Annotated in this window: 19 protein-coding genes; 7 read left to right on the forward strand and 12 right to left on the reverse strand. The window is 44.1% G+C overall.

The window, feature by feature from the left end:
• Positions 1–2 precede the first annotated feature (2 nt).
• From AB4298_RS05155 to AB4298_RS05165, 3 genes are all read left to right on the forward strand, one after another.
• Positions 3–1145, forward strand: coding sequence for an ABC transporter permease (locus AB4298_RS05155; RefSeq protein WP_371985914.1), 1143 nt, complete (start codon positions 3–5; stop codon positions 1143–1145).
• A 79-nt stretch (positions 1146–1224) separates the two neighbouring features.
• Positions 1225–1476 (forward strand): superinfection immunity protein, encoded by a 252-nt coding sequence (locus AB4298_RS05160; RefSeq protein WP_248999741.1) that lies wholly within the window; start codon positions 1225–1227, stop codon positions 1474–1476.
• Between the two features lie 33 nt (positions 1477–1509).
• Positions 1510–1740 (forward strand): hypothetical protein, encoded by a 231-nt coding sequence (locus AB4298_RS05165; protein WP_220781575.1) that lies wholly within the window; start codon positions 1510–1512, stop codon positions 1738–1740.
• A 66-nt stretch (positions 1741–1806) separates the two neighbouring features.
• Here AB4298_RS05165 and AB4298_RS05170 read toward each other — a convergent pair whose 3' ends face one another.
• Complete coding sequence (locus tag AB4298_RS05170; protein ID WP_371985915.1) at positions 1807–2814, reverse strand: GlxA family transcriptional regulator; 1008 nt, start codon at positions 2812–2814, stop codon at positions 1807–1809.
• A gap of 127 nt (positions 2815–2941) precedes the next feature.
• On the opposite strand from AB4298_RS05170, the gene AB4298_RS05175 reads away from it, so the two are divergent.
• On the forward strand, positions 2942–3184 hold the full coding sequence (locus tag AB4298_RS05175; protein ID WP_371985916.1) for a hypothetical protein: 243 nt from the start codon (positions 2942–2944) through the stop codon (positions 3182–3184).
• 34 nt (positions 3185–3218) lie between these two features.
• On the opposite strand, the gene AB4298_RS05180 is transcribed toward AB4298_RS05175, so the two are convergent.
• Both AB4298_RS05180 and mog read right to left on the reverse strand, forming a co-directional pair.
• Complete coding sequence (locus AB4298_RS05180; RefSeq protein ID WP_371985917.1) at positions 3219–4877, reverse strand: methyl-accepting chemotaxis protein; 1659 nt, start codon at positions 4875–4877, stop codon at positions 3219–3221.
• A gap of 187 nt (positions 4878–5064) precedes the next feature.
• Positions 5065–5598, reverse strand: coding sequence for a molybdopterin adenylyltransferase (gene mog / locus AB4298_RS05185; protein WP_202723686.1), 534 nt, complete (start codon positions 5596–5598; stop codon positions 5065–5067).
• 342 nt (positions 5599–5940) lie between these two features.
• Here mog and AB4298_RS05190 point away from each other — a divergent pair, with 342 nt between their 5' ends.
• Together AB4298_RS05190 and AB4298_RS05195 are read left to right on the forward strand one after the other, a co-directional pair.
• Positions 5941–7266 carry a BamA/TamA family outer membrane protein gene (locus AB4298_RS05190; RefSeq protein WP_371985918.1) on the forward strand — a complete coding sequence of 442 codons (1326 nt, stop codon included), beginning with the start codon at positions 5941–5943 and terminating at the stop codon, positions 7264–7266.
• Between the two features lie 23 nt (positions 7267–7289).
• Positions 7290–8216, forward strand: a complete 927-nt coding sequence (locus AB4298_RS05195; RefSeq protein WP_371985919.1) for a hypothetical protein — start codon at positions 7290–7292, stop codon at positions 8214–8216.
• A gap of 51 nt (positions 8217–8267) precedes the next feature.
• Here the strand turns inward: AB4298_RS05195 and AB4298_RS05200 are convergent, their stop codons facing one another.
• Positions 8268–8738, reverse strand: a complete 471-nt coding sequence (locus AB4298_RS05200; protein ID WP_248999746.1) for an NlpC/P60 family protein — start codon at positions 8736–8738, stop codon at positions 8268–8270.
• Between the two features lie 150 nt (positions 8739–8888).
• On the opposite strand from AB4298_RS05200, the gene AB4298_RS05205 reads away from it, so the two are divergent.
• Positions 8889–9035, forward strand: a complete 147-nt coding sequence (locus tag AB4298_RS05205) for a hypothetical protein (protein ID WP_248999747.1) — start codon at positions 8889–8891, stop codon at positions 9033–9035.
• A 298-nt stretch (positions 9036–9333) separates the two neighbouring features.
• On the opposite strand, the gene AB4298_RS05210 is transcribed toward AB4298_RS05205, so the two are convergent.
• From AB4298_RS05210 to AB4298_RS05245, 8 genes are all read right to left on the reverse strand, one after another.
• Positions 9334–10479, reverse strand: coding sequence for an ABC transporter permease (locus AB4298_RS05210; protein ID WP_248999748.1), 1146 nt, complete (start codon positions 10477–10479; stop codon positions 9334–9336).
• The gene (locus AB4298_RS05215) at positions 10476–11399 is read right to left on the reverse strand and encodes an ABC transporter ATP-binding protein (RefSeq protein WP_371985920.1); all 924 of its coding nucleotides are present in this window, start codon (positions 11397–11399) and stop codon (positions 10476–10478) included. The genes AB4298_RS05210 and AB4298_RS05215 overlap by 4 nt, the downstream gene beginning before the upstream one ends.
• Positions 11396–12346, reverse strand: a complete 951-nt coding sequence (locus AB4298_RS05220) for an HlyD family secretion protein (RefSeq protein WP_371985921.1) — start codon at positions 12344–12346, stop codon at positions 11396–11398. Before AB4298_RS05220 ends, AB4298_RS05215 begins: the two co-directional genes overlap by 4 nt.
• 170 nt (positions 12347–12516) lie before the next feature.
• Entirely contained in the window at positions 12517–13107 is a 591-nt protein-coding gene (locus AB4298_RS05225; RefSeq protein ID WP_371985922.1) for an OmpA family protein, read from the reverse strand.
• Between the two features lies 1 nt (position 13108).
• Entirely contained in the window at positions 13109–14404 is a 1296-nt protein-coding gene (locus tag AB4298_RS05230) for a TolC family outer membrane protein (protein WP_371985923.1), read from the reverse strand.
• Between the two features lie 12 nt (positions 14405–14416).
• Complete coding sequence (locus AB4298_RS05235) at positions 14417–15730, reverse strand: HlyD family type I secretion periplasmic adaptor subunit (protein ID WP_371985924.1); 1314 nt, start codon at positions 15728–15730, stop codon at positions 14417–14419.
• On the reverse strand, positions 15727–17847 hold the full coding sequence (locus tag AB4298_RS05240; protein WP_371985925.1) for a type I secretion system permease/ATPase: 2121 nt from the start codon (positions 17845–17847) through the stop codon (positions 15727–15729). The genes AB4298_RS05235 and AB4298_RS05240 overlap by 4 nt, the downstream gene beginning before the upstream one ends.
• On the reverse strand, positions 17844–26579 hold the full coding sequence (locus tag AB4298_RS05245) for a T1SS-143 repeat domain-containing protein (protein WP_371985926.1): 8736 nt from the start codon (positions 26577–26579) through the stop codon (positions 17844–17846). Before AB4298_RS05245 ends, AB4298_RS05240 begins: the two co-directional genes overlap by 4 nt.
• Between the last annotated feature and the right edge of the window lie 15 nt (positions 26580–26594).

A 26594-nucleotide genomic window follows, 5' to 3' on the forward strand; every position in this document is an offset into this window, starting at 1 on the left:
ATATGAGTAATAAAATAATCACCATGATCCGCAAAGAGCTGATCGATGCCGCTCGCGATAAACGCTCAGTAATGGCGGGTCTATACTATGCAATTGGCACACCGTTATTAATGTGCGGCATGTTCTTTTTGCTAATAGGTCAACTTACCAGCCCTGAAGATCTCAATATCAAAATAGATAATGCTAATGGCGCCCCTGATCTAGTGAAGTTCCTTGCTAGTCGAGGGATCAGCAATGGTGACAGTGATGCCGAAGACACCAAAAATATTCAACTCATCATTAGCGATGACTATGCCGCGAATATGGCTAAGGGCCTGAGCGCCGAAGTGATTTTAGTCGCCGACGCCTCTAATGAAAAACTGCAGAATTCGATCCGTCGCCTAGAGAAAAGCTTGCAGGAATACAGTGGTGAAATGGGCAGTTTACGCCTGATTGCACGCGGCATTGATCCACGAGTGATGCAACCTATTAAGGTTAATGTAAAAGATGAAGCCACACCGGATTCTAAAGCGGGTATGATCTTAGGTTTAGCCACCATGACGATGATCTATGCAGTATTCATCTCAGGCATGAACCTCGCAATCGACACCAGCGCCGGTGAGCGTGAGCGTAATTCACTGGCATTGTTATTAAGCCACCCAGTCTCGACTTGGGAGATTGTGATTGCCAAGATTACCGCGGTGAGCATTTTTGCCATGGTTGGCTTAGTACTCACCTTGCTCATTTCTAAGCTAGCTTACAGTTTTGTTCCCTGGCAAGAACTAGGCTTTGCGGTCAGTGTAAACGCCAACTTTATTGTAATGATGCTAATCGTTGGCCTGCCTGTAGCAATCATGGCTGCTTGCTTGCAGCTATTTGTTTCCTTTTTGGCAAAGAGCTTTAAAGAAGCCCAGTCCTACATCACTATCGTGTTAATGGTACCTATGATGCTCGCCATGGCGGCAAGCTACAACATCGCACCAGACACGATTCAATGGTTGCCTATTTCAGGCCAATTACAGGCGTTAATCGAGTTTATTAAGGGGCGAGAACTACCTCTTACTCAACTTGCCGTGTCTTCAACCTTCACTTTAGCAATTGCCTTAGGTTTAGCTATCGGCATGCAAAAATCACTCAAAAGCGAGAAGATTGTATTTGGTTTATAAATCATCTAAAGGGCTTAACGCAAAAACCGTTTAGCCCTTGCAAATTTACATCACTCTTTAAGAAATAAGGATATAGATTATGGAATTTATCGATAAGATTTTAGCTAGCGACAATACAGGATTCATGGCTCTACTCGGTCTAGGTGTGTTAGCTATTTGGTTCCTACCTGCCATGCTTGCTTTGGCATTTAACCGTAAGCATTTCAAACTTATCTTGCTGGCATGCATTCCAGCTGGGTTTTCGTTAATTGCATGGGGCGGCGTAATGGTTTGGGCGACAACAGGTAAAGCCGTTGATAAATATGCCAACCGTGCTAATGCCCAAAGTTAACTATCAGCAATATTTGAATAAAGGAGTACTACAATGGACTTACCTATGATTGTTTTAATTGTCGCTATCGTTGCTATCGCCACTGCAGGTGAAGCGTTTAAGCACTATTTAAAGTCACGCAAAATCACTAGTTCAGAGATCACTAACAATGAACTTGAACTGCTGCGTAAGCAAAACCGCCACCTTGAACAGCGAGTTGAAGTGCTAGAAAAAATCGTTACCGATAATAGCTACGATTTAAAATCGACCATCAATGCATTGTAAATGTTAGCAACACCGCCTATTACCCATAGGTTAATCAAAACGCGATAAGTAACTGACATCGCCGCATTAACAGCAGTCATGGGTATTAAATTTTTGCCGGTAAGCACTCGGTGATAAGCTCGTCGTTTGTATAAACAACTTTCTGAATGAACTGACATCTTCATAACCCACCTCAACCACGATTTGCTCAATAGCTAACTCTGTGGTCTCTAATAAACGCTTAGCTTCATCAACTCTCAGCCGCTGAATATAACTTGCAGGCGTCTCATCTATCGCCTTTTTAAAACGACGAATAAGCGTGCGTTTTCCTACCGCAAATTTATCGGCTATATCATCTAACAGTAAATTTGATTTAAGGTGCAATTGCATCCAGTCTTGAATGCGATTTACCAGTTCATCTTTATGTAATGGCTCTGCGTCTAAGGTCATAAAGGCTTGTTGCGAGGTTCGATTTGGATCAATTAACAGCACTTTAGCCATTTGAGTCGCAATTTGCTCGCCAACTAAGTTCTGTACTAACAGTAACGCTAAGCTCAAATTTGCCGTAGTCGCGCCAGCGGTATAGAACTGCCCATCATTAAGAACTACGTGCTCACTACACAAATTCACTCGCGGAAAGCTTCGTTTAAATAGCTCTGCAAGCCACCACACACAGGTGGCCTTTTTTCCATCTAGCAGGCCTGACGCCGCCAGCAATAAGGTACCTGAACAATAAGCCGCTATCGGTTTTTGGCTTTCGGCAAACCTTCTCAAGGTCTGTAAGTGCGGCTTAAACTCTTCCTGATAATCATTAAACTGCTTACGATTGGTGATAGTCGCAGAGGCAACAACTACCGCGTCTGCGTGGCTGAGGTAATGCGCTGCATCATCATGAGCGATCACTGGCAGCTGTACATTATGATCGCTTTTTATCGGCTCTCCATTCGGTGAAATAACCGCGCATTCAAATAAGAGTTCATCGGCATCAGGATGTGTGATCTGCCAGTAGGTATTACAGAAACTAAACACATCCATAAAACTTAAAATGCCACCAGCAACGGCATTGTCTGCGGCTAATACGACTATCCGTTTCATATCACCTCTCTTCACAGTATCACTCAACTGTCACTTATCACCCTAATTATGTCAATAATGACACTTAAACGAGCTTTGTCTAGTTTTTATACTGTTGGCATACCGTTAGAGTTACAGGAGCGACAAGATGAAAAGAGATGGAGAAATGAATCAACTAACACTCCGCCAAGTGAATGGAGTTACGGCTAATCGCCTTGTTAGTAGCGTATATTTAGTCCTCAGCTGGAGCCTATTAATCTGGCTGAATTTCAGCATTGAGCCTAATCTGTTTGGTCACTTTATCGCAATTCCAAGTTTACTGTTATTAAATGGGTATGGTGCCTATGCGATTGCGCAAAATCCTAAAAATAAAGCCGCTAGTTTGAACTAGCGGCTTTATATAAATAATGAGTTTTTGGCTAAGTTTAAATTTTAAACTCTTGTACTAATCCAGATAAACGCTGAGCCATATTTGCTAGATTCTCGCTCTCTTGCGAACTTGTATTCGTCCCAACTGCCGTTTGCTCGGCCGCATTGCTAATGTTAACTATATTGGTATTAATCTCTTCTGAGACCGTACTTTGCTCTTCAGCAGCAGTAGCAATTTGGGTGTTCATATCGGTAATTGTAGCAATTGCCTTGGCGATGCTTTGTAGCACCTCACCAGCACTTCGGGCATGGTTAACGCTGTCATCAACATACTGACGGCTGTCGGACATGGCGTCTGCAGCAAGTTTTGCTCCCCCTTGCAGCTTCTCAATCATACGTTGAATTTCTTCTGTGGATTCTTGAGTGCGGCTCGCCAGAGTTCTGACTTCATCTGCCACCACAGCAAAGCCTCGGCCTTGCTCTCCTGCTCGCGCAGCTTCAATTGCCGCGTTCAAGGCTAGTAAGTTAGTTTGCTCAGCAATGCCTTTGATTACATCTAAAATAGAACCAATCTGATGGCTATCATCCTCAAGATCTTTTACCACCTGTGAAGCCCGCTCAATTCCTACGGCTAAACCTTCAATGGTTTGCACTGTATTATTCACCACAGTTAAACCCGCTTGTGACTGAGTGTCGGTTTGTACTGCCGCATCTGCAGCGTCATTAGCATTCTTTGCTACTTCAACCACAGTTGCAGTCATCTCGTTCATCGCCGTAGCAACCATTTCCAGCTCGTCTCGCTGCATTTGCACAGAAACAGCGGCGTCAGCGGTAATACTTGCCATTCCTTGAGAGGACTCAGCCAATGAAGAGGAAGTTTCTGCCACACTATGCAAACTTGTTTGAAATTTATCTAACATCAAGTTAAACGAGCCAGAAAGCAGCCCTAGCTCATCTTTAGAACCAATATCAATTCTACGAGTTAGATCCGAATCTGCTTCGATAGAAACAATGGACTGCTTCATGCTCTCAATAGAGCGCAAAATAGTACGAGAAACAAAAAATAGGATAAAGCCAGCTAAAGAAAATGAACCTAAAGTGATCGCAAATAACTGCTGGCGAGTGCTTGCCAGTGCACTGATGGCTTCAGCCTGAATTTGAACCCGCAGCGCCCCTTCCGCTTCGGTTAAATCTCTAAAAGTGCGTCTTGCTTCATTAGCAAACGGACTCGCACCAACACGGTATTCAGCCCAAGCTTGCTGCAACACTTCAGGTCTGCGATCAAGAGATTTAAGCGCCAACATGCGGTTGCGTCCATCTTCTAAAAATGCTTTTGTCGATTGCTGAGATTGTTCTGCCAACTGACGAATATTACGTCTTGCAGTATCATTGACGATAGCACCAATAGCAGTATCTAAACCTTCGAAATGGTTATAAATATCCTGGATACGTGCATCAAGTAAGTTATAGTTTTTACTAAAGTCATCACCTAGCATAATGCTGCGAGATAAGCGTGAGACGTAATTCATATCGCGGTTAATTGATAGTAGATATTTCTGACTACTCACCGCAGCTTGATCATACTCATTAAAACGCTGCTCTACTTCATCTGTGGTATATACAACATCAACTAAAATCGCACACCCTGCCAGACCAAATACCAACATTACCGCCATCAATTTACGTTTAATACTTAATGAAGCTAGCCAATCCATTTTACTACCCTGGGTTAATTATCAGCGCTAAGCGCATTTTTGCTTCAGGATAAAACAAATAAGGTTAACTTATTAAGCTATATACACATTCTAAATGTAAAACGTTGTGAAAAAATGTAAAAAACCAGTAAAAACAAAGCCCAGCAAAAGCTGGGCTCAATAAAACCTAACTAACAAAGTAAATCAATTACTTAGCTTTAGGCCTAAACGGTTTGATCACGGACTCATCACATTCTAAGAATGGACCATCCATCAAGTCGATGCAATATGGAATCGCTGGGAACACTGCATCCAGACATTCACGGATCGATTTTGGCTTACCAGGTAAATTCACAATCAGTGAATCGCCACGTAAACCTGCAGTTTGGCGTGACAAAATTGCCGTTGGTACAAACTTTAATGATTCTGCACGCATTAGCTCACCAAAGCCTGGCATCATACGATCACAAACAGCCTCAGTCGCTTCTGGGGTCACATCTCGTTTTGCTGGACCAGTGCCGCCAGTAGTCACGATTAAGCTACAGTTTTGCTCATCAGCCATCTTAATCAGAGTCGCCGAAATCACATCTTGTTCGTCTGGGATAACCTCATATACAGGTTCCCATTCAGAGGTGAGGTACTCGTTAAGTACATCGATAATTGCCTTACCAGAAAGGTCCTCATAAACGCCCGCACTAGCTCTATCACTTACCGTTACAATACCGATTCTAGCTTTACTCATTTCTCTTCCTTCAATCTGATCTTAGATAAACTACTTAACTAACAGTTTATCGTGAACGTCTCTATAGTGTGGCTTTAAAGTAGCATAAAGTTAACTAATTAGATTTGATAAGTACGACGTCTACTAAAAAATAACTGACCAAGTATTTATGATTATTTGCTAACCAACAAACCCTGCCAGCACAAAATAAAAGCTGAACTGAGCCCATTTACTACAAACGAGAGATAGATCTCACTTTTTTTGATATTAGCCCTCGCAACAACACTTGTTTTCGACAAATTCTACCGTACTCTTGCGCTTACTCGAATTCAGCAGAATTGGCACCATGTCAGGGGACTATACTTGAACAGCAAATCAGGCTTATTGCGCGTTATTCTAACGTTAGCAGCTATGCTTTTTTCTACCGTTATACATGCCGAAATCACTTCACAAAATTTGCCAACCAAAAGCAGTGAACAACCATACTTTAATAACCTAAAAGACGCTGAAGCGCGCAGTTTGGCTTATGATGATGCTATCGAAAAAATCGAGACTCAAGAAGATAACTGTAATACAGACCAAACTTGTGATGCCTTAGACACCGCAAAGACCGATCTTGAATATGGTAAGCACAACCATATCGCTAAAAACGGTCTAGCTATGTTCGATATCTTAGGCGGCCCAGCATTTACCCCTGAAAATGGCCTAATGATGGCTCTAGGCGGTCTTTACTCCTTTAAAACAGAGCGCGATCAAGCCGAGCTGCAACGCTCGAGTGTGTCTTTGTTTGGTATCGTCAATAAAGGTGATGGCGATGTAGGTTATAGCCTACGTTCAAAACAGAATCTATTTTTCGATAATGATGATATTCGTTATAACGGCCTATTTGTTTTAGCTGACCAAAGTGAAAACTTTTGGGGGGTGGGTTATAACGCAGGTAAACAGCAAGCTGCGTCGGACGACACTTTGCTGAATAAAACCGCCTTGACCTATAATGCCAACTTGGATTTTAAGAGCGATTACGGTTTCTATTTTGGGCCTGCATTGCGGATCAATTACTTCAAGCCTGATGAAGACAGCTTGCCGCCTACAGCAATTGACGACGAAAATTTCCAACAATTTAAAGATAAGCCTTTGTCGATAGGTTTAGGTTTTTCAATTAATTACGACAGCCGAGATGTCACTGTAAACGCATGGCAAGGCCAGTACCTTAACTTTGAATACATCAACTATAGCCCAAGCTTTGGCGGCGATAACCAGTACCAAAAAGCACTGATAGATCATCGTTATTACCACGCCTTAGCAGTTGGCAAAGTTTTGGCTTTCTATAACGCTTACCAATGGAGCGAAGGCGATGTGCCTTACTATGATCTGCCAACATTAGGAGGTCAATCTTCGCTGCGAGGCTTATATCAAGGACGCTATCGCGACACTGAAGCGATAGAGCATACCCTTGAGTATCGGCATACTTTTTTACGCAATAACGGCGAGTTGTCAGCACACGGCATGACACTATGGGCGGGCATTGGTTCTGTTGCGGGCACCGATACCCACCTTTATGAAAAACTTCTATATAGCTACGGCATAGGCTACCGCTACGAACTACAACCAAGAATGAACGTACGTGTTGATCTTGGCTTTAGCGATGGCGATAGCGGTTTCTACCTCACCTTTACCGAAGCCTTTTAATTTAATCCAGAGACACAGAATAAATGAACAAACATTTAGTGATTGTGATGCTATTGAGCACCTTCACCACACACGTGTGGGCAACTAGCGACACTAGCGATATTGAACGCAAGCAACCGGCTCATTGGAGTCATCTACCGATTTGGGGCGATAAAGCGCGTGAACTTGGTTACGAACTGCCGATCCCTGTTGGTTTTAATATTTATTACAACAAGCAGTCGGTAGCTTACGATGCCAAGGACAACTTCAATCTAGGCCTAACAGGCAGTGGTTGGCTGCATAATGTAAATGCCAACGTGGTTATCCCTGCAGATGATGTGATCATTACCGGCGAAGATGAAAGCATTCAGCTCAGAGCTGATGCCTGGGTGCTACCATTTTTAAATATTTACGGCTTAGCGGGTTACACCAAGGGCCATAAAGATATTCTGGCAGATTTAAGCAATGCTGAAGGTTTAGGTAATAGTGGCATTAATATGGTGTTACCTATCCCAATTGAATACACAGCTTACAACTTAGGCTTAGGTGCAGTACTTGCCGGGCAAGCAGAAGTTATTCCTGGGATGCATCCGTTTATTTTTACCGGCGTGGCTGCATTTACTAATTCTTGGACCACCACGACTGACAGCACCATTCAAACCTATATTGGCTCAATCCGTATGGGGCAAAGATATGATGTAGGTGGCGACAAGCTCGCTTTCTTGTTAGGTTATAACTACCAGATGATCAATCAAAAGATTGGTGGCAGTTACGACTTCAACATTCCATTGTTAGGACGCCCAGGTGGTATTGCCATCGATTATGACGTGCACTTAGTCAGCTCAGAAAGCCACAACATGTCAGTTAGCATGGTGTATGACTTTGGCCCTAAAGATGAGTGGAACGTATTTATTGAATACGGCTTCTTAAACTGGGATCAAGTACTGCTATCAGTTGGCCGTCGCTTTTAATCAACAAAATGTACCGTTCAAGGTGCTCGCTAGCACCTTGAATACTTTCAATCACGGTCTTCTCGATAACCAGTATTTTTGCTTCCAATAACTATTCTTTAAACTAGAAATCATCACACCTTGGCTTGTAGAGGCATGCAAAAACTGTGAGTCTCCAATATAAATTCCCACATGGCGGCTGCTCCAGCCAGTTTTAAAGAAAACCAGATCTCCAGCCCTTAACTGACTTTTACTCACGCTCTTACCGATACTTTTCTGCTGCTCAGTGGTTCTTGGCAGCTGGCGACCAAAATGATTTTGAAAAGTAAGCAATACAAAGCCTGAGCAATCTATACCTGATTTACTCATTCCTCCTAAGCGATATGGAACCCCTTTCCACTCCCGATGCGTTTGTAATAATTGAGTTTTTACTTCAGCTTCATTAGACAAAGATGCCTTTTTTGTTGGCGATACCGACTGAGGCGGTGCGCTTGAACATGCACTCAACAGTACAGCTAAAAGTAAAACAATAAGAAGTTTCATCTGCATCCAATTTTTAAAACGTTCATTTAATTCCAATTTAAAATTATAACAGTCGTTTATTAAGTGAAAATAAATGCTCACAGCAGCTATCAAATTTATTTATTTAAACTATACCTAAATATACGCGCTAGTTAATTAAAGGATTTGCCCATGGAGAAATACTTATTTAGTCACCATCATCATAATCAATTTAATCTTTCTAAACTGGAAGAAGAGGAGTCTACTCTAGTTGAAGAACATGCAAGCACCGAGGAGCAGGAAGACGAAACTTACAGCTACATCCTTGGCTATAACTGATAATGACGCCGTTGCTAATGTTATTGTTATTAGCGCGGCGAAACATCTTAGACCTCTGCAGCACTATTGATATCCCCCCAGTAAACCCCTATTAAAAATCATCAGCTTTGATTAAGACGATTAATTACGCCTCTTTCTCAATAATGGCAAAATCTTGCCTTCAATTATCAATAAATACTATCACAGGCTATTTTAAAATAAGTTAAACAGCCTCTTCCAAACCATATTTATTCAAGCAATCGTCTATAAGTTTAATTGTTAAGCAAAAAGTAATGATATAAATTCATTCTATTGCCACTTAGCCTAAATTCTTTTTAAAGCGCATCGAGGCCACAATTAATCCAATGACAGTAAATATAGCGAGCCAAGTAACGTCATAAGTCATATCCATAATTTCAACATCGCGCAGCACAACACCACGGATTAGACGCATAAAGTGCGTCGCAGGCAGCAACTCAGCGATGTATTGAGCCTCAATAGGCATGCCCTCATAAGGAAACATAAACCCTGATAATAGTATTGATGGTAACAGCACGAAAATAGTCATCTGCATCGATTGCAACTGACTTTTAGCTATGGTGGAAATAACTAAACCTAAAGTGAGACTTGCCATAATAAACAGTAAGGTAGCCCCTGCAAGCTGTAGCAAACTGCCGTTAATAGGTACATTAAACACGCTATAGCCAAGACCAAGAATAATGATCACCTGCACGATGCCAATAAGCATGTAAGGGATAATTTTCCCCAGCATCAGCTCAATAGAACGTATCGGTGTGGTAATTAGCATCTCTAAGTTGCCACGCTCACGTTCACGCACAATGGCAGCAGAGGTAAACATGATCATGGTCATCGTGAGGATCACGCCCACCAGCCCAGGCACAATATTCACCGCCGTTCGCTGCTCGGGGTTATAAAAAAGTGCCACCTCAAAGGTCGGAGTAATTCGGTTTGCAGGTAAACCTAATAACTCAGTTAATGGCATTGCACGTAGCCCTTTTATCGCTGCAGCCACCATAGTATCTGAACCATCGACAATCCACTGCGCCACAGGGCGACTCGTTTCTTCATCACTAGATGGAGGCGTTCCAAGGCCAACCGTTTTATGCCGCACTAAGCGCTGGCTAACATCCTGTGGGATCAACATGACTGCGCGAACATCTCCGCGAGCAATTGCCGCCTGAGCAGACTCGATATCATGAAAGTGCTCGGTAAACTGCACCACTTGAGTTGCAGTAACGGTTTGAATTAATACTCTGCTTAACGCTGTCTGGCTTTGATCAACTACGCCAACCGGAATATCACGTATATTGGTGTTAATGGCAAACCCAAACAACATCAACTGAATAAGCGGGATCATAATCACCATGCCAAAAGTCATTCTGTCTCGCTTTAGCTGGGTGAGTTCCTTAATCACAATTGCCTGTAACCGGTAAAGTGCTTTCATTGACGCCCCTTGCCGGTACAAGTAACAAACACATCTTCAAGACTTGGACGAACTAACGTGAACGCATTAGTACTTAAAGCGGTTTGCTGTGCTAAAAATACCAAAGGATCCGAACAACTATTTTTGACTAGCACTCTCAACCTAGAGCCCAGCTGCGCCGCAGTAATGACTTCAGGCAATGCAATTAACGTTTGCTTGAGTTGGCGTAATTGACTCGACTCAACCTCAACCACCTGCGCCCCCATATTTTGCATTAGCTCATCAGGTGAACCATCGGCGCGCTTCACTCCAGCCTCTAAGATGGCTAGTTTATGGCAACGCTCAGCTTCATCCATATAGTGGGTCGACACTAAAATAGTGGTGCCTTGCTCACACAAATCAAACAGTTTCTCCCAAAAATCACGACGATTCTCAGGATCTACAGCAGATGTAGGCTCGTCTAAAAACAATAACTCAGGTTTATGTATAGTTGCTGCAGCTAAACCGAGACGCTGTTTCTGGCCGCCACTCATGCTCCCCGCAAGTTGATCGGCCTTTTGATCTAAGCCATAAGTTTGCAACAATTCAGTAATCCGTGTTGCTTGCTCTGTACGAGATAAACCATAGATTTGGGCGATAAACTTAAGGTTTTCTTTAACGGTTAAATCATCATATAAAGAGAATTTTTGCGTCATATAACCAATTTTAAGACGCAACTTTTCCGCGTCTCGTGGCAAGCTCAACCCTAAAATATCTATTTCACCAGAGGTTGGCAGCAGTAATCCTGTAAGCATACGGATAGCGGTAGTCTTACCGCAGCCATTTGGGCCAAGAAACCCATAGATTTGCCCCTTTTCGACTTCAAAATCAAGATTATCGATAGCCTTTAAACGACCAAAATGGCGACTTAAACCTTTAGTTTTGATGACCGATTGACTCATGGCATCTCTACCTGAGCTGGAACCCCACTAGGTAATACCGCTGCACTATCGGGTAACTGCACTTCAGCTAAGTACATTAAACGGGCACGCTCTTCCTGATTCAGCGCGTAGTATGGCGTGAAAGCTGGCTCATTCGCGATCCAACGAACCTTACCTTGTATGGGATTATCTATGCCATCAACATAAACCTGCAACACATCGCCAATGTTAATTTTCACGCGATAAGGCTCAGGCACATATATCCGAGCAAATGGTGCCTTACCCGCAAGCACAACTGCCAATGGGCTGCCTTGAGTCACTCGTTCGCCAAGGTTCCACGGTAAATTATCTAAAATGCCATCACGGGTTGCTCGAATAGTTAAGTCATCCAGTTTTTTCTGCTCTACCAATAACACTGCTTCAGTAGCTTCAAGGTTTGCAAGCGCAAAACGAATATCCTCTTCGCGAGAACCTGCCACTAACTCACGTAACTGCTCTTGTGCACTTTCAAGGCTAGCAGTATCTGCATCTCGGCCAGCTAATGCTCGGTCAAGATTGGCCTTACTGGCGAGATTATCTTTTGCCATACTGGCAATACGGCGGTAATTGGCTTGGCTTTCTTGCAGCGTCGCTTTGGCCCCTGACACTTTTGCTCTAGCGGCAGCTATTTCCTCTTCACGAGCACCTTTAAGCAGCTTCTGGTAATTAGCGGTAGCTTGGGCAACATCGGCTAGAGCCTTCGCTAAATGAGCTTTTTGCAAAGTGTCATCAAGCTGCACCAATACCGCGCCTTTAGTAACTGCGCTCCCTTGCGCTACAGGCAGTGCAACCACCACTTCGTTAGTCGTCGCAGTGAGCGCAATACGTTGTCTTTCAAGGCTACCAAGCGCCATAGAAGCGTCGCCGTCATCACAGCCAACCAGCAAAAATAACACAGATATCATCAATAATACGCGCACAGTTACCATCCTTTAGAGCTTGTACAAAACCGATGTTTATCTAGCCAAGATACGCTTAATCTATAACGAATCAAGTCAGTTAAATCTTATCTAACTATTCATTTTAACGATTGAATGACAACCAAAAAAGAGCACCTAAGTGCTCTTTTTTAGTTGTCATGCAAACGATGAGCTTAAGACTACTTAGCTCGCTCAGAAGTGTAGATATTCCACATCATCGCAGTACCAGACTCTTGCCAGGTAGCTACCGCAACCAGGCGGTGCTCTCGACCAGAAACAGCTTGAGGCATATGATTTTGCTTAAAATATACTTCCTCTTTAATCCCATTAGCAGGAAAGCCCTGCTCAACGGCAAGTTGAGTAATATAATCAACTCGGCGCTTAGCTAGCGCATGATTATAGTCCTCGCTACCTTCAACGCTGGTGTCACCCACGAGATATAGCGATGGCGCCTGTTTTTGGGCTAAACGTTCAATAATGCCTCGCCATTTATCAGCCTGTTCCGGCTCGAGCGTGTCTTTATCGAAACCAAACATGATCACTCTAAAGTCTTCTTTTACTGTCACTTCAGGGCTTGGACAGCCATCATTATCAATAATCGCTCCCTTACTCGTTCCTGCGCATTTATCACGAGCATTGATCACTCCATCAATATCGCTATCTAGCAGATCTCTAGTCTGTGGCTCCACAGCAAATGGTTCAGCAGTTTCTGCGCAACCTTGCAAAAACAAACAGCTCAGCAGCATACATTGAGTCATTAAAAGGCGCATATTACTTCTCCTCCGTCCAAGCTTCTGGGGTATCGACACGGAATGACTCCATTAAATAGCCAGTGGCATTTATCAAACGATAAGCCGCAATATTGTAATTATAGTGCGAGGTAATATAGTGTTTACGCGCTAAGAACACTTCAACCTTGGCATCCAGTACATCAAGTAATGAACGGCGACCTAGCTCAAATTGCTTGTTATAGCCTTGCTCAGCTTTTACAGCTTGGTCGACATTCTCACGATAAAACCCTCGCTGCTGACCAATAAATTCATAAGCATTCCACGCCAAGCGCGTGCCTTCTTCAACTTGCTTTTGGGTATTTTTGCGAATTGCTAATGATTGCTGATAACGCCAAGACGCCGCTTCGGTACGATCGGTTGTGGAGCCGCCGCTAAATAGGTCGTAGCTGAGCATTAACATGGCACGAGCATCTTCATCAGGGCCTTCAATACCGCCAATATTGTCGTTTTTATTGGCCTGTAGCTCTAACGATAAGGTTGGCCAAAAGTCACTTTTCTCTCGCTCATGTTGCGCACTAGCAGCCTGTGTATCTAGGATTGCGGCATCGATTTCAGGATGGTTTTCCAATGCTAAACGAATGGCATCCACCAAATTAGTCGGCACAAAATTAAAATCTGGCTGCGGGTCGTGTAAATCTTTCGGTAACTGGCCGACTAAATCGTAGTATCGCGCCTGCTTATCCATCTGGTTATTACGTGCCGATAGATAACCTGATTGACTGGTGGCTAAACGCGCTCGCACTTGCGCTACATCGGAGTCACTACTCAAGCCTTTGTCTCGGCGTGACTCAATATTTTTTAGCACTTCTTGGTGCTCTTTAATATTGCGCTCAGACAACTCAACAATTTTGTTAGCCATCGACAGCTCAAGGTAGACACGGCTGACTTCTAAACTAAGGTTTTCAGCATCAGACAGCAGACCTAAACGCTCAGCCTCCTTTTCAAAATCGAGTCTATCAATCTCAGATGTGGTTCGAAATCCATCAAACAACAGTTGTGACACTCGTACGCCAATTTCGCTGCGATCAAGTTCGGTATCAACCCGCTGACCACTGTTATAGCGCACGTTTTCATAACCTACGCCGCCGTATAGTTTTACTTGCGGTAAGTAATCACCAACCGCTGCGCGCTTATATCGTACCGCAGCTTCAAAGCTAGCATATTTTTGCTGAATACTTGGATGATTGTTAATAGCCTCAGCCACAGACTCTTCAAGCGTCAGTGCGTGGCTTTGGGCTGACAGTGTCAGTATGGGTATAAGTAGCAGTCGTCGCATCGTATCCTTACCTTATGGTTCGCGAAGTGCATTCGCTTTAGCGCGTAATAGAGGCTTTAGCCAATAATTTAAAACTGTTTTCTCACCGGTTAAGATGTCTGTACTAGCTTGCATTCCCGAGATAATCGGCCAGCCATTGAGTACGTTTTCTTCCGTTTTTACATGAGCCTCAAAATAGGTGGTGCCATCATCTAGTTGTTGAGCATCCGAGCTCACGTAAATGACTTCACCTTTAAGGCCGCCATAAATAACAAAATCATAAGCAGTAAACTTTACCGTCGCCTTTAAGCCTGTGTGCACAAAGGCGATATCTTTAGGCGCAATACGGGTCTCAATGATTAACGCTCCATCCTGGGGGACCACGCCCATTATTGACTCGCCGGGTTCAACTACCGCTCCTATTGAGCGTACTAATATATTGGTTACATTGCCATTTATTGGCGAATTGATTTTAGTTCTGGCTAAACGATCCGCCAAAGCCTTGATGCTTTCGGTTAAAGCATTAAGCTCATTCATCACCTCATTTCGCTCGGTTTCTGCTCGGCTGATAAAGTCCAAGGCCACAGTTAGATACTCAGCTTCAGCCTGACTTTGAGCTGCCTGTAACTGCCGTGCATTTGCCTTAGATGCCGAAAGCTCGCCTTTAAGGCCAATCTCATCACGCTCAAGTTTTAATAGTTCTAGCTCGGCAACCGCTCCTTCTCGCACAGCGGCGCGGGTCATTACTATCTCTTGCTTCACTAATTTCAAACCACTGAGCTGAGCTTGCACAGTAATTTGTGCCTCGGCTATCGCTTGTACCTTTTGTTCGATCACCTGAGCTGCCTGCTCTAACTGTGATGATAATTGCGATAACCGTGAACGAAAAATAGCCTTGGAGCGATTACTGACTCTTCCCTGTTGCGCGCTGATCTCGACTTGAGAAATGTACACTCTATCTCGCCAGTCATTAGCTTTATCGTCGATAACAACAGAGGCAATTTCAGCATCTAAACGTGCTTCTTGCCGCTTAAGTGCCGAGGCCTGAATATTGGCCTCATCAAATGCTGAGGCGAAACGTAACTCATCTAGGATTAATAGCGGTTGCCCGGCCTTTACAGACTGACCTTCTTTAACTAGCACCTGCTTAAGAATGCCACCATCTAAGCTTTCAATTTGTTGCACGGCTTGCGTCGGCACCACCATACCCTCGCCTACAACCACCTCTTCTAACTTAGCGAAAGAAGCCCATACAACAGTTGTGACAATAAGCGCGGCAACCAGCAAGATAACTTGATTAGCTCGTTTGGCGCCTTCTAAATGTTTGATGTGCAATCGGCCGCTCATTTCTGCTCTCCTTTTTGGCGCACATTCACGGCTTTAATCCGGCTTTTTCCTCGCAGGTTCAATTCGGTAGGCGTCTGCTCTAAAGTAATCCGCCCTTTATCAACAACTAAGATGCGATCGCAAAGACTAAGTAACTTTGGGTTATGTGAAGCGATAACCATAGAGGTATCACTAACCTGCGATAAACAAGCGATGATTTGATTTTCAGAACGCTCATCCATAGCACTCGTGGGCTCGTCCAGCAGCAGTAACTTGGGCTGGCGTAGCAAGACTCTCGCTAACGCAATTGCCTGACGTTGCCCCCCAGATAATTGCCGACCAAATTCTCCAACTTGGCTATCGAGGCCACTTCCCAAACGGTCCATCAGTTTATCGATACCCGAGCTCGTTATCGTGTTCGCTAGCTGATTCTCATCGACCCTTTTAAGACCAAACAACAAGTTGTCCAACACACTCCCATAAATAAGAGTCGGCTGCTGCGACATCCAACCAATCTGCTCTCGAATATCGCTCACTGCCCACTGGCGAGCCTCTAAATGGTTATAAAACAATTGACCACTGCTCAACTGATATTGCCCAGCTAGGATTGATAACAAACTCGACTTGCCTGCTCCAGCAGGACCAAATAAGCCAATTTTCTCGCCCGGCTTAATATCAAGGTTCACCTCAGTAAATGCAGGTAAGGGGTGGTCTGGGTAGGTAAAGCTAGCGTGGCGTAATGACACAGCCCCATTAAAACCGACAGCTGTACTCGGCTGACTAGCAAAATATTGCTCTTGTGGTAATTCAAGAATAGAACTGACCGCAGTAATTGCTGACTGTGTTTGTTTAAATTTAAGTAGCAACATTGAAATTTGATTGATGGCATTGGCGGCTCGCCCGCTCAGCATCACAATCGCTATCAGCCCCCCCATACTTAAGTTACCGGCATAAATTTGATACACGCCGGAGATAATCAAACCAATAGTCACTAACTGCTGACTATTCATTACACTATGGCTTAAGGTATTTGAGGCAATACGAGACTCATTTTGCCAGTCTGCTAGGCTACTAACCGTGTCATCCCAAATGCGTTGCGCCTTGGCTTCGCCATTATTTTGCTTAGTTTCCACTAGCAAATTAAGGGTTTCGATAAGATGAGCTTGGCGCTGCGTCGACAGCTGTGACGTATGTTCTATGGTCGCCATTAGCTTTTTTTGCATCACGAAACTAATGAGTAGCAGCAACAGCATGCAGGTAAGCGGCACTAAAACCATGTAACCGCCCAACCAAGCAATCAACGCTAAAAACAATACGGTAAATGGTAGGTCGACCGCCGTCACTAACGTTGCAGAGGTAATAAAGTCGCGAATACTATCGAACTCTTGCAGCTGTTTAGCAAAAGCACCTGCTGAGGCTGGGCGGTTTTCTAAACGCATACCGAGCACTTTAGAGAACAAAATATTCGACATTTTTATATCGACTTGCTTACCCGCTACGTCCGCTAAACGTGTACGTGCTTGCTTCAATAACCAGTCAAATATAATGGCTAAACTGGCACCTGTTGCCAACACCCATAAGGTATCAATAGCTTGATTGGGAACAACGCGATCATATACATTCATGGTGAACAATGGCGTCACTAGCGCTAGAACATTTATCGCCAGCGAGCCCAGTAAAAAACTACCATAAAAAGGTTTCACCTCATCGAAAGCCGCTAACAACCAGTGTCGTTTAACTTTGAGATGATGCTCCTCACTACGAGCATCGGTGAGCAGTTTACGTTGTACATGCCAACTGTCTTGATGATAATTTTGCTTAAACTCCGCTTCGCTAATCACCTGCTCTGAACGAGCCGAAATTAATAACCAGTCACCGCTAACATTTTTATCGAGTAATGCTGGCTCAGTTTGTTTTGAAAAGACAATGGCCGGCAGCGCCATCTTAGTTAACGTTAGGTTCTGCGCTACGGCTTCAATTGCCACATTGTCACAAGCCTGCACTAACTCAGCTGTTGTTAGTCCACCCTTTTTATGCACTATATGGCTAAATAGCATCTGCTCAGAACATTCTAGCCCTAGGCGTTGGCACAAGAGTAGAATGATATTAGCAAGGTTATCTTGTTGCATATTTATCATGGTAATTGACTCAATAGCGCCATCTCATCTTCAATTTTTGAGATAGCATCGTTCACTGAATTGGCATATTCATGATCGGTTGTCGGATTTGCCGTAACTTTACCGTCTTCGCTTTGAGCCATACTCTGCTTAATTGCTTGAGCAAGCGGATTATCTTCAAAACGGACTCTAGAACCGAGCGCTTCCTCATGCCTCATCTCATCTTCTAAACTGTGCCCTGGTCTTAGTTCATTTATCATTTCGGCGGTAGAGTTAAATGAATTAACCATGACTGAAGGTGCAGTAATATCAACAGTTACATTAATCGTTTCAACGGCTCCCTCTGCTGTGTCAGAGCCTAAACTTGCGGTTGGGTCTAAGGTTAAGTTAAATGAGTCTCCGTCGTTTGCACCAATAACTTTTAGCGTCGCAACATCCTCAAAATTGACAAACCATGTACCGTCTCTTTCGCTACCAGCAGATAATGTCATGCCAGCTGGTACGCCATATATGGTTAATACACCAGACTCATTCGCAGCTGGATTTTGCAGTGCAATACCGAGGTTTAAAGCCACATTATTAACATCATTAGCTAACACATCGCCAACCTGAGTCCAGACTGGCGCATCAACTTCAGGGGTTATCTCTACCTCAAAGGTAAGCACCTCAGTAGCGCTTTTATCCGTTTGTAAGCTACCTAATACTAACGCGCTATCAATTGAAGATAACTCTATTTGTACATCTAAGGTACCGAAGGCTAAATCACCCGGGTAAAGTAATAATTGCGAAATCTGCGCCCCCGCATTTATCACAGCAAAGTAACTATTGCTGGCGGCATCAAAACTAAATGACACAAACTCACTACCGATTTTTATTCCCTCTAACCCAACTAAAGCCGATGCATCGTTAGAACTGACAATCACTTTGATGGAAAGCACTTCAGTAGCATCAAATTCTGCGATTTTTGCATTAAAATCGATACTAATAACTTCATCTTCTACGCTGGTATATTGGCTATCAGGCGGTGTTATTACCTCGACACCATCAGCCACTGGCGATACGCCCACCAAGATATCAGCTGATGTCGTCACGAAATCAGACGTACCTAACTCTTGGGTAATAGCCTGAATGGACAATGGAATATCACCACTAAAATCTAGTGGCGGCTGCATCACTAATCCAGACAGTTGCGCCGGAGTGACTGACCAAGAGTATGTTGGCGAGCCATTAAAGCTGCCACCATCGGTACCATCATTAGGAAGTTGAATTAAGTTGCCACCATCTTGGTAATACAACACTGCGCCACTTGGCACACCATGTATGGTTAGATAAATCGCTTCTGATCCATCTAGGTCAATTAAACCTAGCCCAGCGGTATCGAAACCAGACAGTGCAATGAGACTATCCTCTTGACCTTGGACAACCTGTGTCCCAGCAGGTAAATTGGCGGCATCAGTAACAGGTGTCACCTCTATGGTGAAGGTATTTTCAAACGCTGCCTGATCAGTAACATTTACGCCATTAATCATTGCGGTATCGATACTCGTTGCAGAGAACTTTAATCGAAAGTCACCACTTAAATGCTCAGTGGGCGCAAACTCAAGTAAGGCTAATGACGCATTGAGTGCTGCCATATTGCCGCCAGTAAACTCCCAAGTATCAGTTGTACCAGCTTTTAATGACCATAAGCCCGTCACGTCTTGCAAACTGCCACCATCTAACAAGGTAATTGTAATAGGGTTACCACTATCACCAAATAAGATTTGCTCTGAGCCACCGGTTGTAGGCGATGCGTCAGCATCATCAAACACTAAGCTAATCCCTAGCGGAACCGGGCTATCTTCTAACATAACTTTATTAGCAACATTTAGGCTCACGCCATCTGCTACTGGAGTGATCTCTATCGCTAAGCTTTGGCTATCATCAATTTTAGTGTCACCACTTTGGGTATCGGTAGCGATAATGCGGATTGGGATAACTAATTCACCCGCGTAATCTTCACTAATGTTGTGAAGCTTTAAGCTCCCCAGCGAAGCGCTAGTAAATACATACTCAATAACATTCTCACCCGTAGCATCGTAAACCGCTGTCACATCGGCACCGGTAAAATAGCCACCTTCAGGCAGATCAGACGCTAACACTCTGAAACTAATTAAATCATTACTATCAGCGCTCAACACTTGATTAAGGTGACCGCTAAAGTCAATGGTGGTGTCTTCTATGGCATCCACTATTGTTAGTTGCAATTCGCCTACTGGCGTTGCCTCACTTGGCCCTGCACCTTTAGCAAACTGCACATAAAAGCTGGTACTGATGATTTCAGCGTCATCGCGATCGAGCACTCTGGCTTCAACTGTTATTTGCTCTAACCCGGTAGCTGACTCGCTAATGATGCTTGCCCCTGCTAACAAGTCGAGTGCGTACTCTTGTACTGAATCGCTAGTGAGGTTATTAATTGGAATAATCCAGCGACCGTCGCCATCATCAATCGCACCATTAGGATGCGACACATACCAGCCGTCACCGCTTGGTACGATAATCACTAGGTAATCTAAAACTTCAGACCCGTCGATATCACCATCAAAGAATAAGACTTGCCCAGTTAAACTGATTGCAGAACCATCATTACTGACCAGCCGATTTTGCTCACTTTGTAGGTGAGTTGTGAGATCTACAACAGCATCTACCACCACGGTTATTTGAGTCGAGACATACTCACTCACAACAGTGCCTGTTGCCGAGGTATCGGTAATTTGGTAACTCACAGCAAAAGAAAAACTACCGTCCGCATCTTGTGGCGGCAAGGCTGCCAAGCGGCCAGAATTAAGTAACGCTTGCAAAGTCGGGCTTGTACTGTCGAGCAAAGAACTCACGTCTAACCCACCTGGTGGAATCGTCACTTTGGAACCATCTAAGGTTAAAGTAAATCCATCGGCACCTTGGAACGGAATGATGAGTCCGGTAACGGTTTCACTTCCATCCAAATCAGCAGTTAAGTTTGGAGTAAAATCGAGCGGAATTGACTGATCTTCAAAACCATAGCTCATTGTGGCTAATGTCGTTGCATTAGCGTCTATCACGGGAGCAATATCGATATTAACTGTCAGCTCATAATCAGCCGTATCACCATCTAACTCTGTGCTTTGCACAAAAATAGTAAGACTGACTAACCCACTAAAGTCCTCAACAGGTTGTAAGCTTAAACTCGCCAATAGTGCAGCGGAAACGCCATACACAGGTTGACCATTAATAAACTCAACTACTGGCAAATTGACTTGTGCACCGGACGAATCAACAAAAATAACGCCATCTGGCACACCGGTAATGCGTAAATCTAACGTCTCCGAACCATCATCATCAGAACTGACTATCGTAAAGTCTAAGGCGATGGTTTGATCTTCATTAAAAGACACCACATTAGAAATAACACCAGTACTACCATCTATCGTCCACACGTTAGGGTCGGCGTTTATCATAGGTTGGTCGTTAGCCACACCCGTTAAAGTAATGGTAATCGTTTGCGAGTCGCTATAACGAGGATTAGGGTGTATCACACCATCAGCAGGGTTAACGCCATCTTGTGCGGTTTCCGTGGCAAAACTTCTCACTGTAATTGAGAAATCACCAAGGTTTGCTGAACTCACATCTTCAGCAGGAATAAGCTTAGCAGTGCCGCTATTTACCTCTGATGCCAACACAGTCCAAACAGTGCCATCAAAGCTGGCAGATGGTGAATCAATAGACCAGCCAGCTGGCAAGGTAAACTCAAAACTTAAAAACTCTGAACCTGAGGTGTCGGTTAGAGCTCCAGAAACCACAGAGCTTAGGACAATGGGCGCGTCTTCATCGCTGCGAATATTCTGGGTTGCTAGCGTTGGCTTATCGGCAATAGGTACCACTGCAATAGTCACTGTTTCAATGGTACTGAATGCGGTGTCGTTGTTGTCACTTTCTGTAGTCTTAGCTTGTACTGTGAAGTTAAATTCACCCGCTAAATTCTCGCCAACGGTAGCAATTAGATTATCTAACTGCATTTGGCTAATACTCATGCCATCGGTAACGGTAACTCCCAAGAAAGTCAGAGTTAAGCCCGCACTGATATTGCTAATCACGTAAGTAATGGTTTCAGAACCCTGAGCGTCAGCGTTAGTCTCATCCTTGGAAGTCGCATTAAGATTAATACTAAAACCATCGGCATCTTCGTTAACCGTATAGTTAAATTCGCTACTAGCATCCCATATAGGAGTGTCTGCTACAGACTCTACAGTAATCGGCACAGTGGTAGTGATTGGCGCTTTACCAGTAATATTAACGCTAATGACAAAAGCTGCACTGGCGGTTGCGTCTGAGCCATCTTCTGTTGGTTGATAACTTAAATCGCCATTAGGAATCGCAACGCGAGTAAGTGGGTCGAGTTGTAACAAGCCATTAGCCAAGGACAAAATATAATTGCCATCAGCATCTTTGGGCACCTCGACACCATCGAGCAACAAGATCCCGCCTTGTAGTGCTGCAACATCAAACACCATACTAAGAATAAACTCAGATTCGTCGAGATCACCGGGCGAAGCTTGAATCCCAAAAATGGTTCGGGTGTCTTCGACAAATTCAGTGTTGAAAACTGTTATTGAGCCCACACCATCTTTAGCAATAAGTGTCAGTGTATCGGTAACAACATCGCCGTCAGCATCCGTTACCTGGAGTAAAACATCTTCACTATACAGCAGAGCATCGTAACCAAAAATTAGAGTGGTAACCGTTGCTAGACCGTTTTCATCAATAACTAACTCACCATACTTGACCACATTGGGATTGGCATCAGTAAATAAATCTATCGTTGCTCCAACGGCATACGCGACGCCTTTATAAGTTATCCCGGTGACCTTAGCACCATCAGCTCCCTGCTGCTGTGATGAAAACATTTGCACGCTATAAACGTCATTGTTACCTTCGAAAAACTCTAATGTTTTTGTTGTACTTTCAGGAATATCATCTGTCACGGTGACAGTTATCGTTTGCGCCGCAGACTTATCGTTATCGGCATCAATCGCATTCACTTCAAATTGCAAATCAAGACTGTTCTCACCGTTACCGTTGGCATGGTCAAATGTTCTAAGCTGTTTAAACTCAACTTTTCCGTTAGCATTAAAACGGATCTGAAACACTGTTTCGCCGCCCGTCTCCCTTGTTGCCGTATACCAGCCGTTGCCATTTGCTGTGGTATTTAGAATGACTTTCTCACCGCCACTAAAAACCGTACCAAAACTAAAACCATCTGTTAGCGTAATTTCGGTCACTTTATCGCTACCCGATATAGTCGAAAGTACCTGAGACGTTGAAATAGGGTTTGAAGTTGTTAGGTTACCTTCGTTGATATTTAGCTGCAGCGCGTCAGGTAGTAGAGTATTTTGACCATCATAAATATCAACGGTAACTTGCGCAGAAGTTAGCGTATTGTCACTGTCACGAATAGCGACCGTGACATTTAGTGTATCTAATACATCAGCGGCGCCTAAATGATCTATGGCACTGACCAATTTAAAGTCGAGTTCAACCGAGCCAACACTCTCAGCGCCAATATCTATACTGGTTGGCAACCTCATTGTGAAAACCAGCACACCGTCAGCAGTAACTGCATCAATTGAAGCGCCATCATCTTTAACTACCCAATATAACGCGGAGCCATTTTGGGTCAGTGTCACCCCTGCTGCATTTTGTACTTCTGCACCATCGGTAACACTAAAGCTGATATCGACGATTGGGTCTTTACTGGCTGTAATATTAAACGCGCCAGTCGCCTTATTATCAAAAGCTGTCACACTTGGGGTCTCACTCACCACTAAGCTAATGTCATTAATCGTGGCGGCGTTGGCATCTTTTACGGTAACGGTTAACGTCGCTAAAGATGAGTCACCATCAAAATCTGCTATCAACAGTTTAAAGTCGATATCTTCACTTAATGTCTGATCGAACGCTTTATACAAAGTGAAGCTATAAGCTTGGTTGATACTGTCACTTGTTGCGCTCCAAGTTTCACTCAGCTCAATAATAAATACTGGCGAATTTATGTCACCAGTGTGGCCAGTAAGCGTTAAACCATCAGCGCTGACTTGGTATTGAATCGGCTCGCCACCAGCAGTTAATTTGGGTTGTGATGACACTGCAGCGAACTCAACAGCTGTAACGGCATCGCTTCCCACTAGCACATCAAAGGTACCATTTTTAACAATTTCGTTCCCCAGCAAGTTATTTTCATCAAAGGTTAACTGAGTGATATTAGCTAATGCAGGAGAGTTACCATCACTGACTTGCCAGGTTAAGTTACCGTGAGTTATCTCTGTACCATCTAGGTCTGTTGCAGTAATTTGAGTGATGATATCAACTACGTCGCCAGACAGATGATCTAGTGGCGCAGATTGAGTGAAGGTGGCATTAACGCTTAAGTCGTCACCGACATTTATCGCCGACAAGGTGATAGTAAACACCAGAGTCTCTGCACCATCATCGGTTTTAGCCGTTAACTTTTTGCCATTGTTTGAAAGCTCAAACTTAAGTGCAATCCCCGTGCTGGTTAAGCCTAGATTTGCGAGCTGAAATGGGGTTAACCCGGTGAATCTAATTGAATCAGCAACAAGCGTATCGGACCCGGCTAACACGGTAAAAGTTTTTAATGTGTTTTGCGCGGCGGCATCAATATCAACTTCAGTATTTGTGCCTATCACATCAGCCATGCTGCCTGCGGCGCCGTCGGCAACAGTAAAGGTGGCATTAGCAGTGCCCACGCTACCGTCAACATCAACCACGGTATATACCAACTCCACCTCTTGTAATAAGGAGTTATCGAGATTGTCGGCAACGCTGAAACTCCAACTACCATTCGATTGAATAGTAATAACCCCTTGCGCAGTGTTAATAACCGCGGCGACGCCGATAGTTACTGGATAATCAGTACCGTTATAGTTAATTGAGGTAACGGTGAGCGGGCCTTCAACCGTGTAGTCATTACCCAGTAATGACCCAACGGCGGAGGAGTCTTCAACAACAGATGCATGATCATCAAAAGCAAACACTCTTGAGTCGCGAATATTAAGTACAGCGTAGGTAAGGATCTCTTCTGTCGTGCCATCTGCATCTGTTTGCTGTGCACTGAGACGGATATAGCTCAGTACGTTTTGATTATTTAGCTCATCCATTGGTTGAAACAAACTCACATTCAAGTTTGTACTCGATAAGCTCGCAGTCATCACAACTTTGCCATCCCCATCACGGGTCAAAATGAATGATTGCCCATCGGCTGCCACACTAATACTTAAGGCTTGCCCTTCAGAGGTCAGTAGCAATAGACGGCTTTGTTCTGCTGTGATACTTAAGCTAGCGTCCGTAATATCAATCGGCACAACCACGCTAGTACTAGCACTCACATTAAGCACGACTTCGTAAAGCGATGCGATATCTGGCACTAGCATTGTTGGCATTGCATCTGTCGCACTATTACCTGCCAAGTCTGTTGTGGCGACTTCTAAGCTCCACGATGCTCGACGATTGAGTCCTGCAACATCAATATCATTGAACAGCCAACTGCCGTCGGCAGCGACAATAGCGCTAAAGGTTAAGGTATTGACACCATCAGAGAGATTTAAGACAACTGTCTGGCCTGCTTCGACTCCGGTGGTTACCCCGCCTAGTGATTTCTGTACACCATAAATAAACAGCGCTGCATCAAAACCATTTGCGCCAGTGTCTATATCAATGCTGACCTGGGTATCTAAAATCGCGCTATTATCGGCAGAGGCAGGATTACCAGCAAGATCTGAACTGGTCGCCTGCAGGGATAATTGCCCGTCAGCAAATCCCGATAAATCAACATTAGGCACTTGCCATGCACCGTTTACCACAACAGCATTAAATGTCATGGTTTTACCATTAATATCGGTAACGGTGATCACCACAGGCCGACCATTCTCGATATTAGCCACGGTTCCAGCCAACGTTGCATTGCTGGACTCAGATGCATTAATCAATCCGTTATCATCGACAATTTCAATAGTGATACTGGCTAAACTATCTTTATCTGCACTGGTAGTAGCACCAACAACATTGCCTGCTACATCCGTTGCGCTGGCTGAAAAGGTTAACGCACCATCACTAAGACTGGATAAATCAGCATCATCAATCTGCCAGCTTGCCCCCACCACCATTGTGGCGAAAGTTAACGTTTTACCATTGATATCAGTGACGATTACCGTAACAGTTTGCCCAGCCTCAATATCAGTAACCGTCCCCGATAAATCAACAATTCGCATCTCGGCGGCATTTATCACCGCATCGGTTCCGGTATCAACATCTATGGTGATCGAGGCTAAAATATCGACCGCAATAATATCCGTCGCACTCGCTTGGTTACCCGCTAGATCTTCAACCGATACCGTCGCGGTTACACTACCATCACCAAAGCCTGTTAAATCAACACCTGACAATTGCCATGCTCCAGCAACAACCACAGTAGTAAAGCTGCGTTCACTCCCTAGGCCGTCACTGAACGTCACCGTTATAGTTTGGCCATTTTCGATATTACTAACCGTGCCACGCACCATAACAGCTTGCTGTTCAGCGCTATTTATCACCTCATCATTATCAACAAACTCGATGGTGACCGAGGCTAAAGTATCCTTAACTACGGTATTGGTACTAGTGCCAATATTGCCTTCAAAATCAGAGGTTATCGCCCGCAGCGTTAACTCTCCCTCTGCCAATGAAGACAAATCTAA

It is taken from the genome of Shewanella sp. 10N.261.52.F9 (assembly GCF_041471165.1).
GTDB lineage: Bacteria > Pseudomonadota > Gammaproteobacteria > Enterobacterales > Shewanellaceae > Shewanella > Shewanella marinintestina.

Bases quoted from the DNA above. Each gene is read 5' to 3' on its own strand.
- AB4298_RS05155 (WP_371985914.1), top strand. From the start codon at position 3: ATGAGTAATAAAATAATCACCATGATCCGCAAAGAGCTGATCGATGCC.
- AB4298_RS05160 (WP_248999741.1), top strand. From the start codon at position 1,225: ATGGAATTTATCGATAAGATTTTAGCTAGCGACAATACAGGATTCATG.
- AB4298_RS05165 (WP_220781575.1), top strand. From the start codon at position 1,510: ATGGACTTACCTATGATTGTTTTAATTGTCGCTATCGTTGCTATCGCC.
- AB4298_RS05170 (WP_371985915.1), bottom strand. From the start codon at position 2,814: ATGAAACGGATAGTCGTATTAGCCGCAGACAATGCCGTTGCTGGTGGC.
- AB4298_RS05175 (WP_371985916.1), top strand. From the start codon at position 2,942: ATGAAAAGAGATGGAGAAATGAATCAACTAACACTCCGCCAAGTGAAT.
- AB4298_RS05180 (WP_371985917.1), bottom strand. From the start codon at position 4,877: ATGGATTGGCTAGCTTCATTAAGTATTAAACGTAAATTGATGGCGGTA.
- mog (WP_202723686.1), bottom strand. From the start codon at position 5,598: ATGAGTAAAGCTAGAATCGGTATTGTAACGGTAAGTGATAGAGCTAGT.
- AB4298_RS05195 (WP_371985919.1), top strand. From the start codon at position 7,290: ATGAACAAACATTTAGTGATTGTGATGCTATTGAGCACCTTCACCACA.
- AB4298_RS05200 (WP_248999746.1), bottom strand. From the start codon at position 8,738: ATGAAACTTCTTATTGTTTTACTTTTAGCTGTACTGTTGAGTGCATGT.
- AB4298_RS05205 (WP_248999747.1), top strand. From the start codon at position 8,889: ATGGAGAAATACTTATTTAGTCACCATCATCATAATCAATTTAATCTT.
- AB4298_RS05210 (WP_248999748.1), bottom strand. From the start codon at position 10,479: ATGAAAGCACTTTACCGGTTACAGGCAATTGTGATTAAGGAACTCACC.
- AB4298_RS05215 (WP_371985920.1), bottom strand. From the start codon at position 11,399: ATGAGTCAATCGGTCATCAAAACTAAAGGTTTAAGTCGCCATTTTGGT.
- AB4298_RS05220 (WP_371985921.1), bottom strand. From the start codon at position 12,346: ATGGTAACTGTGCGCGTATTATTGATGATATCTGTGTTATTTTTGCTG.
- AB4298_RS05225 (WP_371985922.1), bottom strand. From the start codon at position 13,107: ATGCGCCTTTTAATGACTCAATGTATGCTGCTGAGCTGTTTGTTTTTG.
- AB4298_RS05230 (WP_371985923.1), bottom strand. From the start codon at position 14,404: ATGCGACGACTGCTACTTATACCCATACTGACACTGTCAGCCCAAAGC.
- AB4298_RS05235 (WP_371985924.1), bottom strand. From the start codon at position 15,730: ATGAGCGGCCGATTGCACATCAAACATTTAGAAGGCGCCAAACGAGCT.
- AB4298_RS05240 (WP_371985925.1), bottom strand. From the start codon at position 17,847: ATGATAAATATGCAACAAGATAACCTTGCTAATATCATTCTACTCTTG.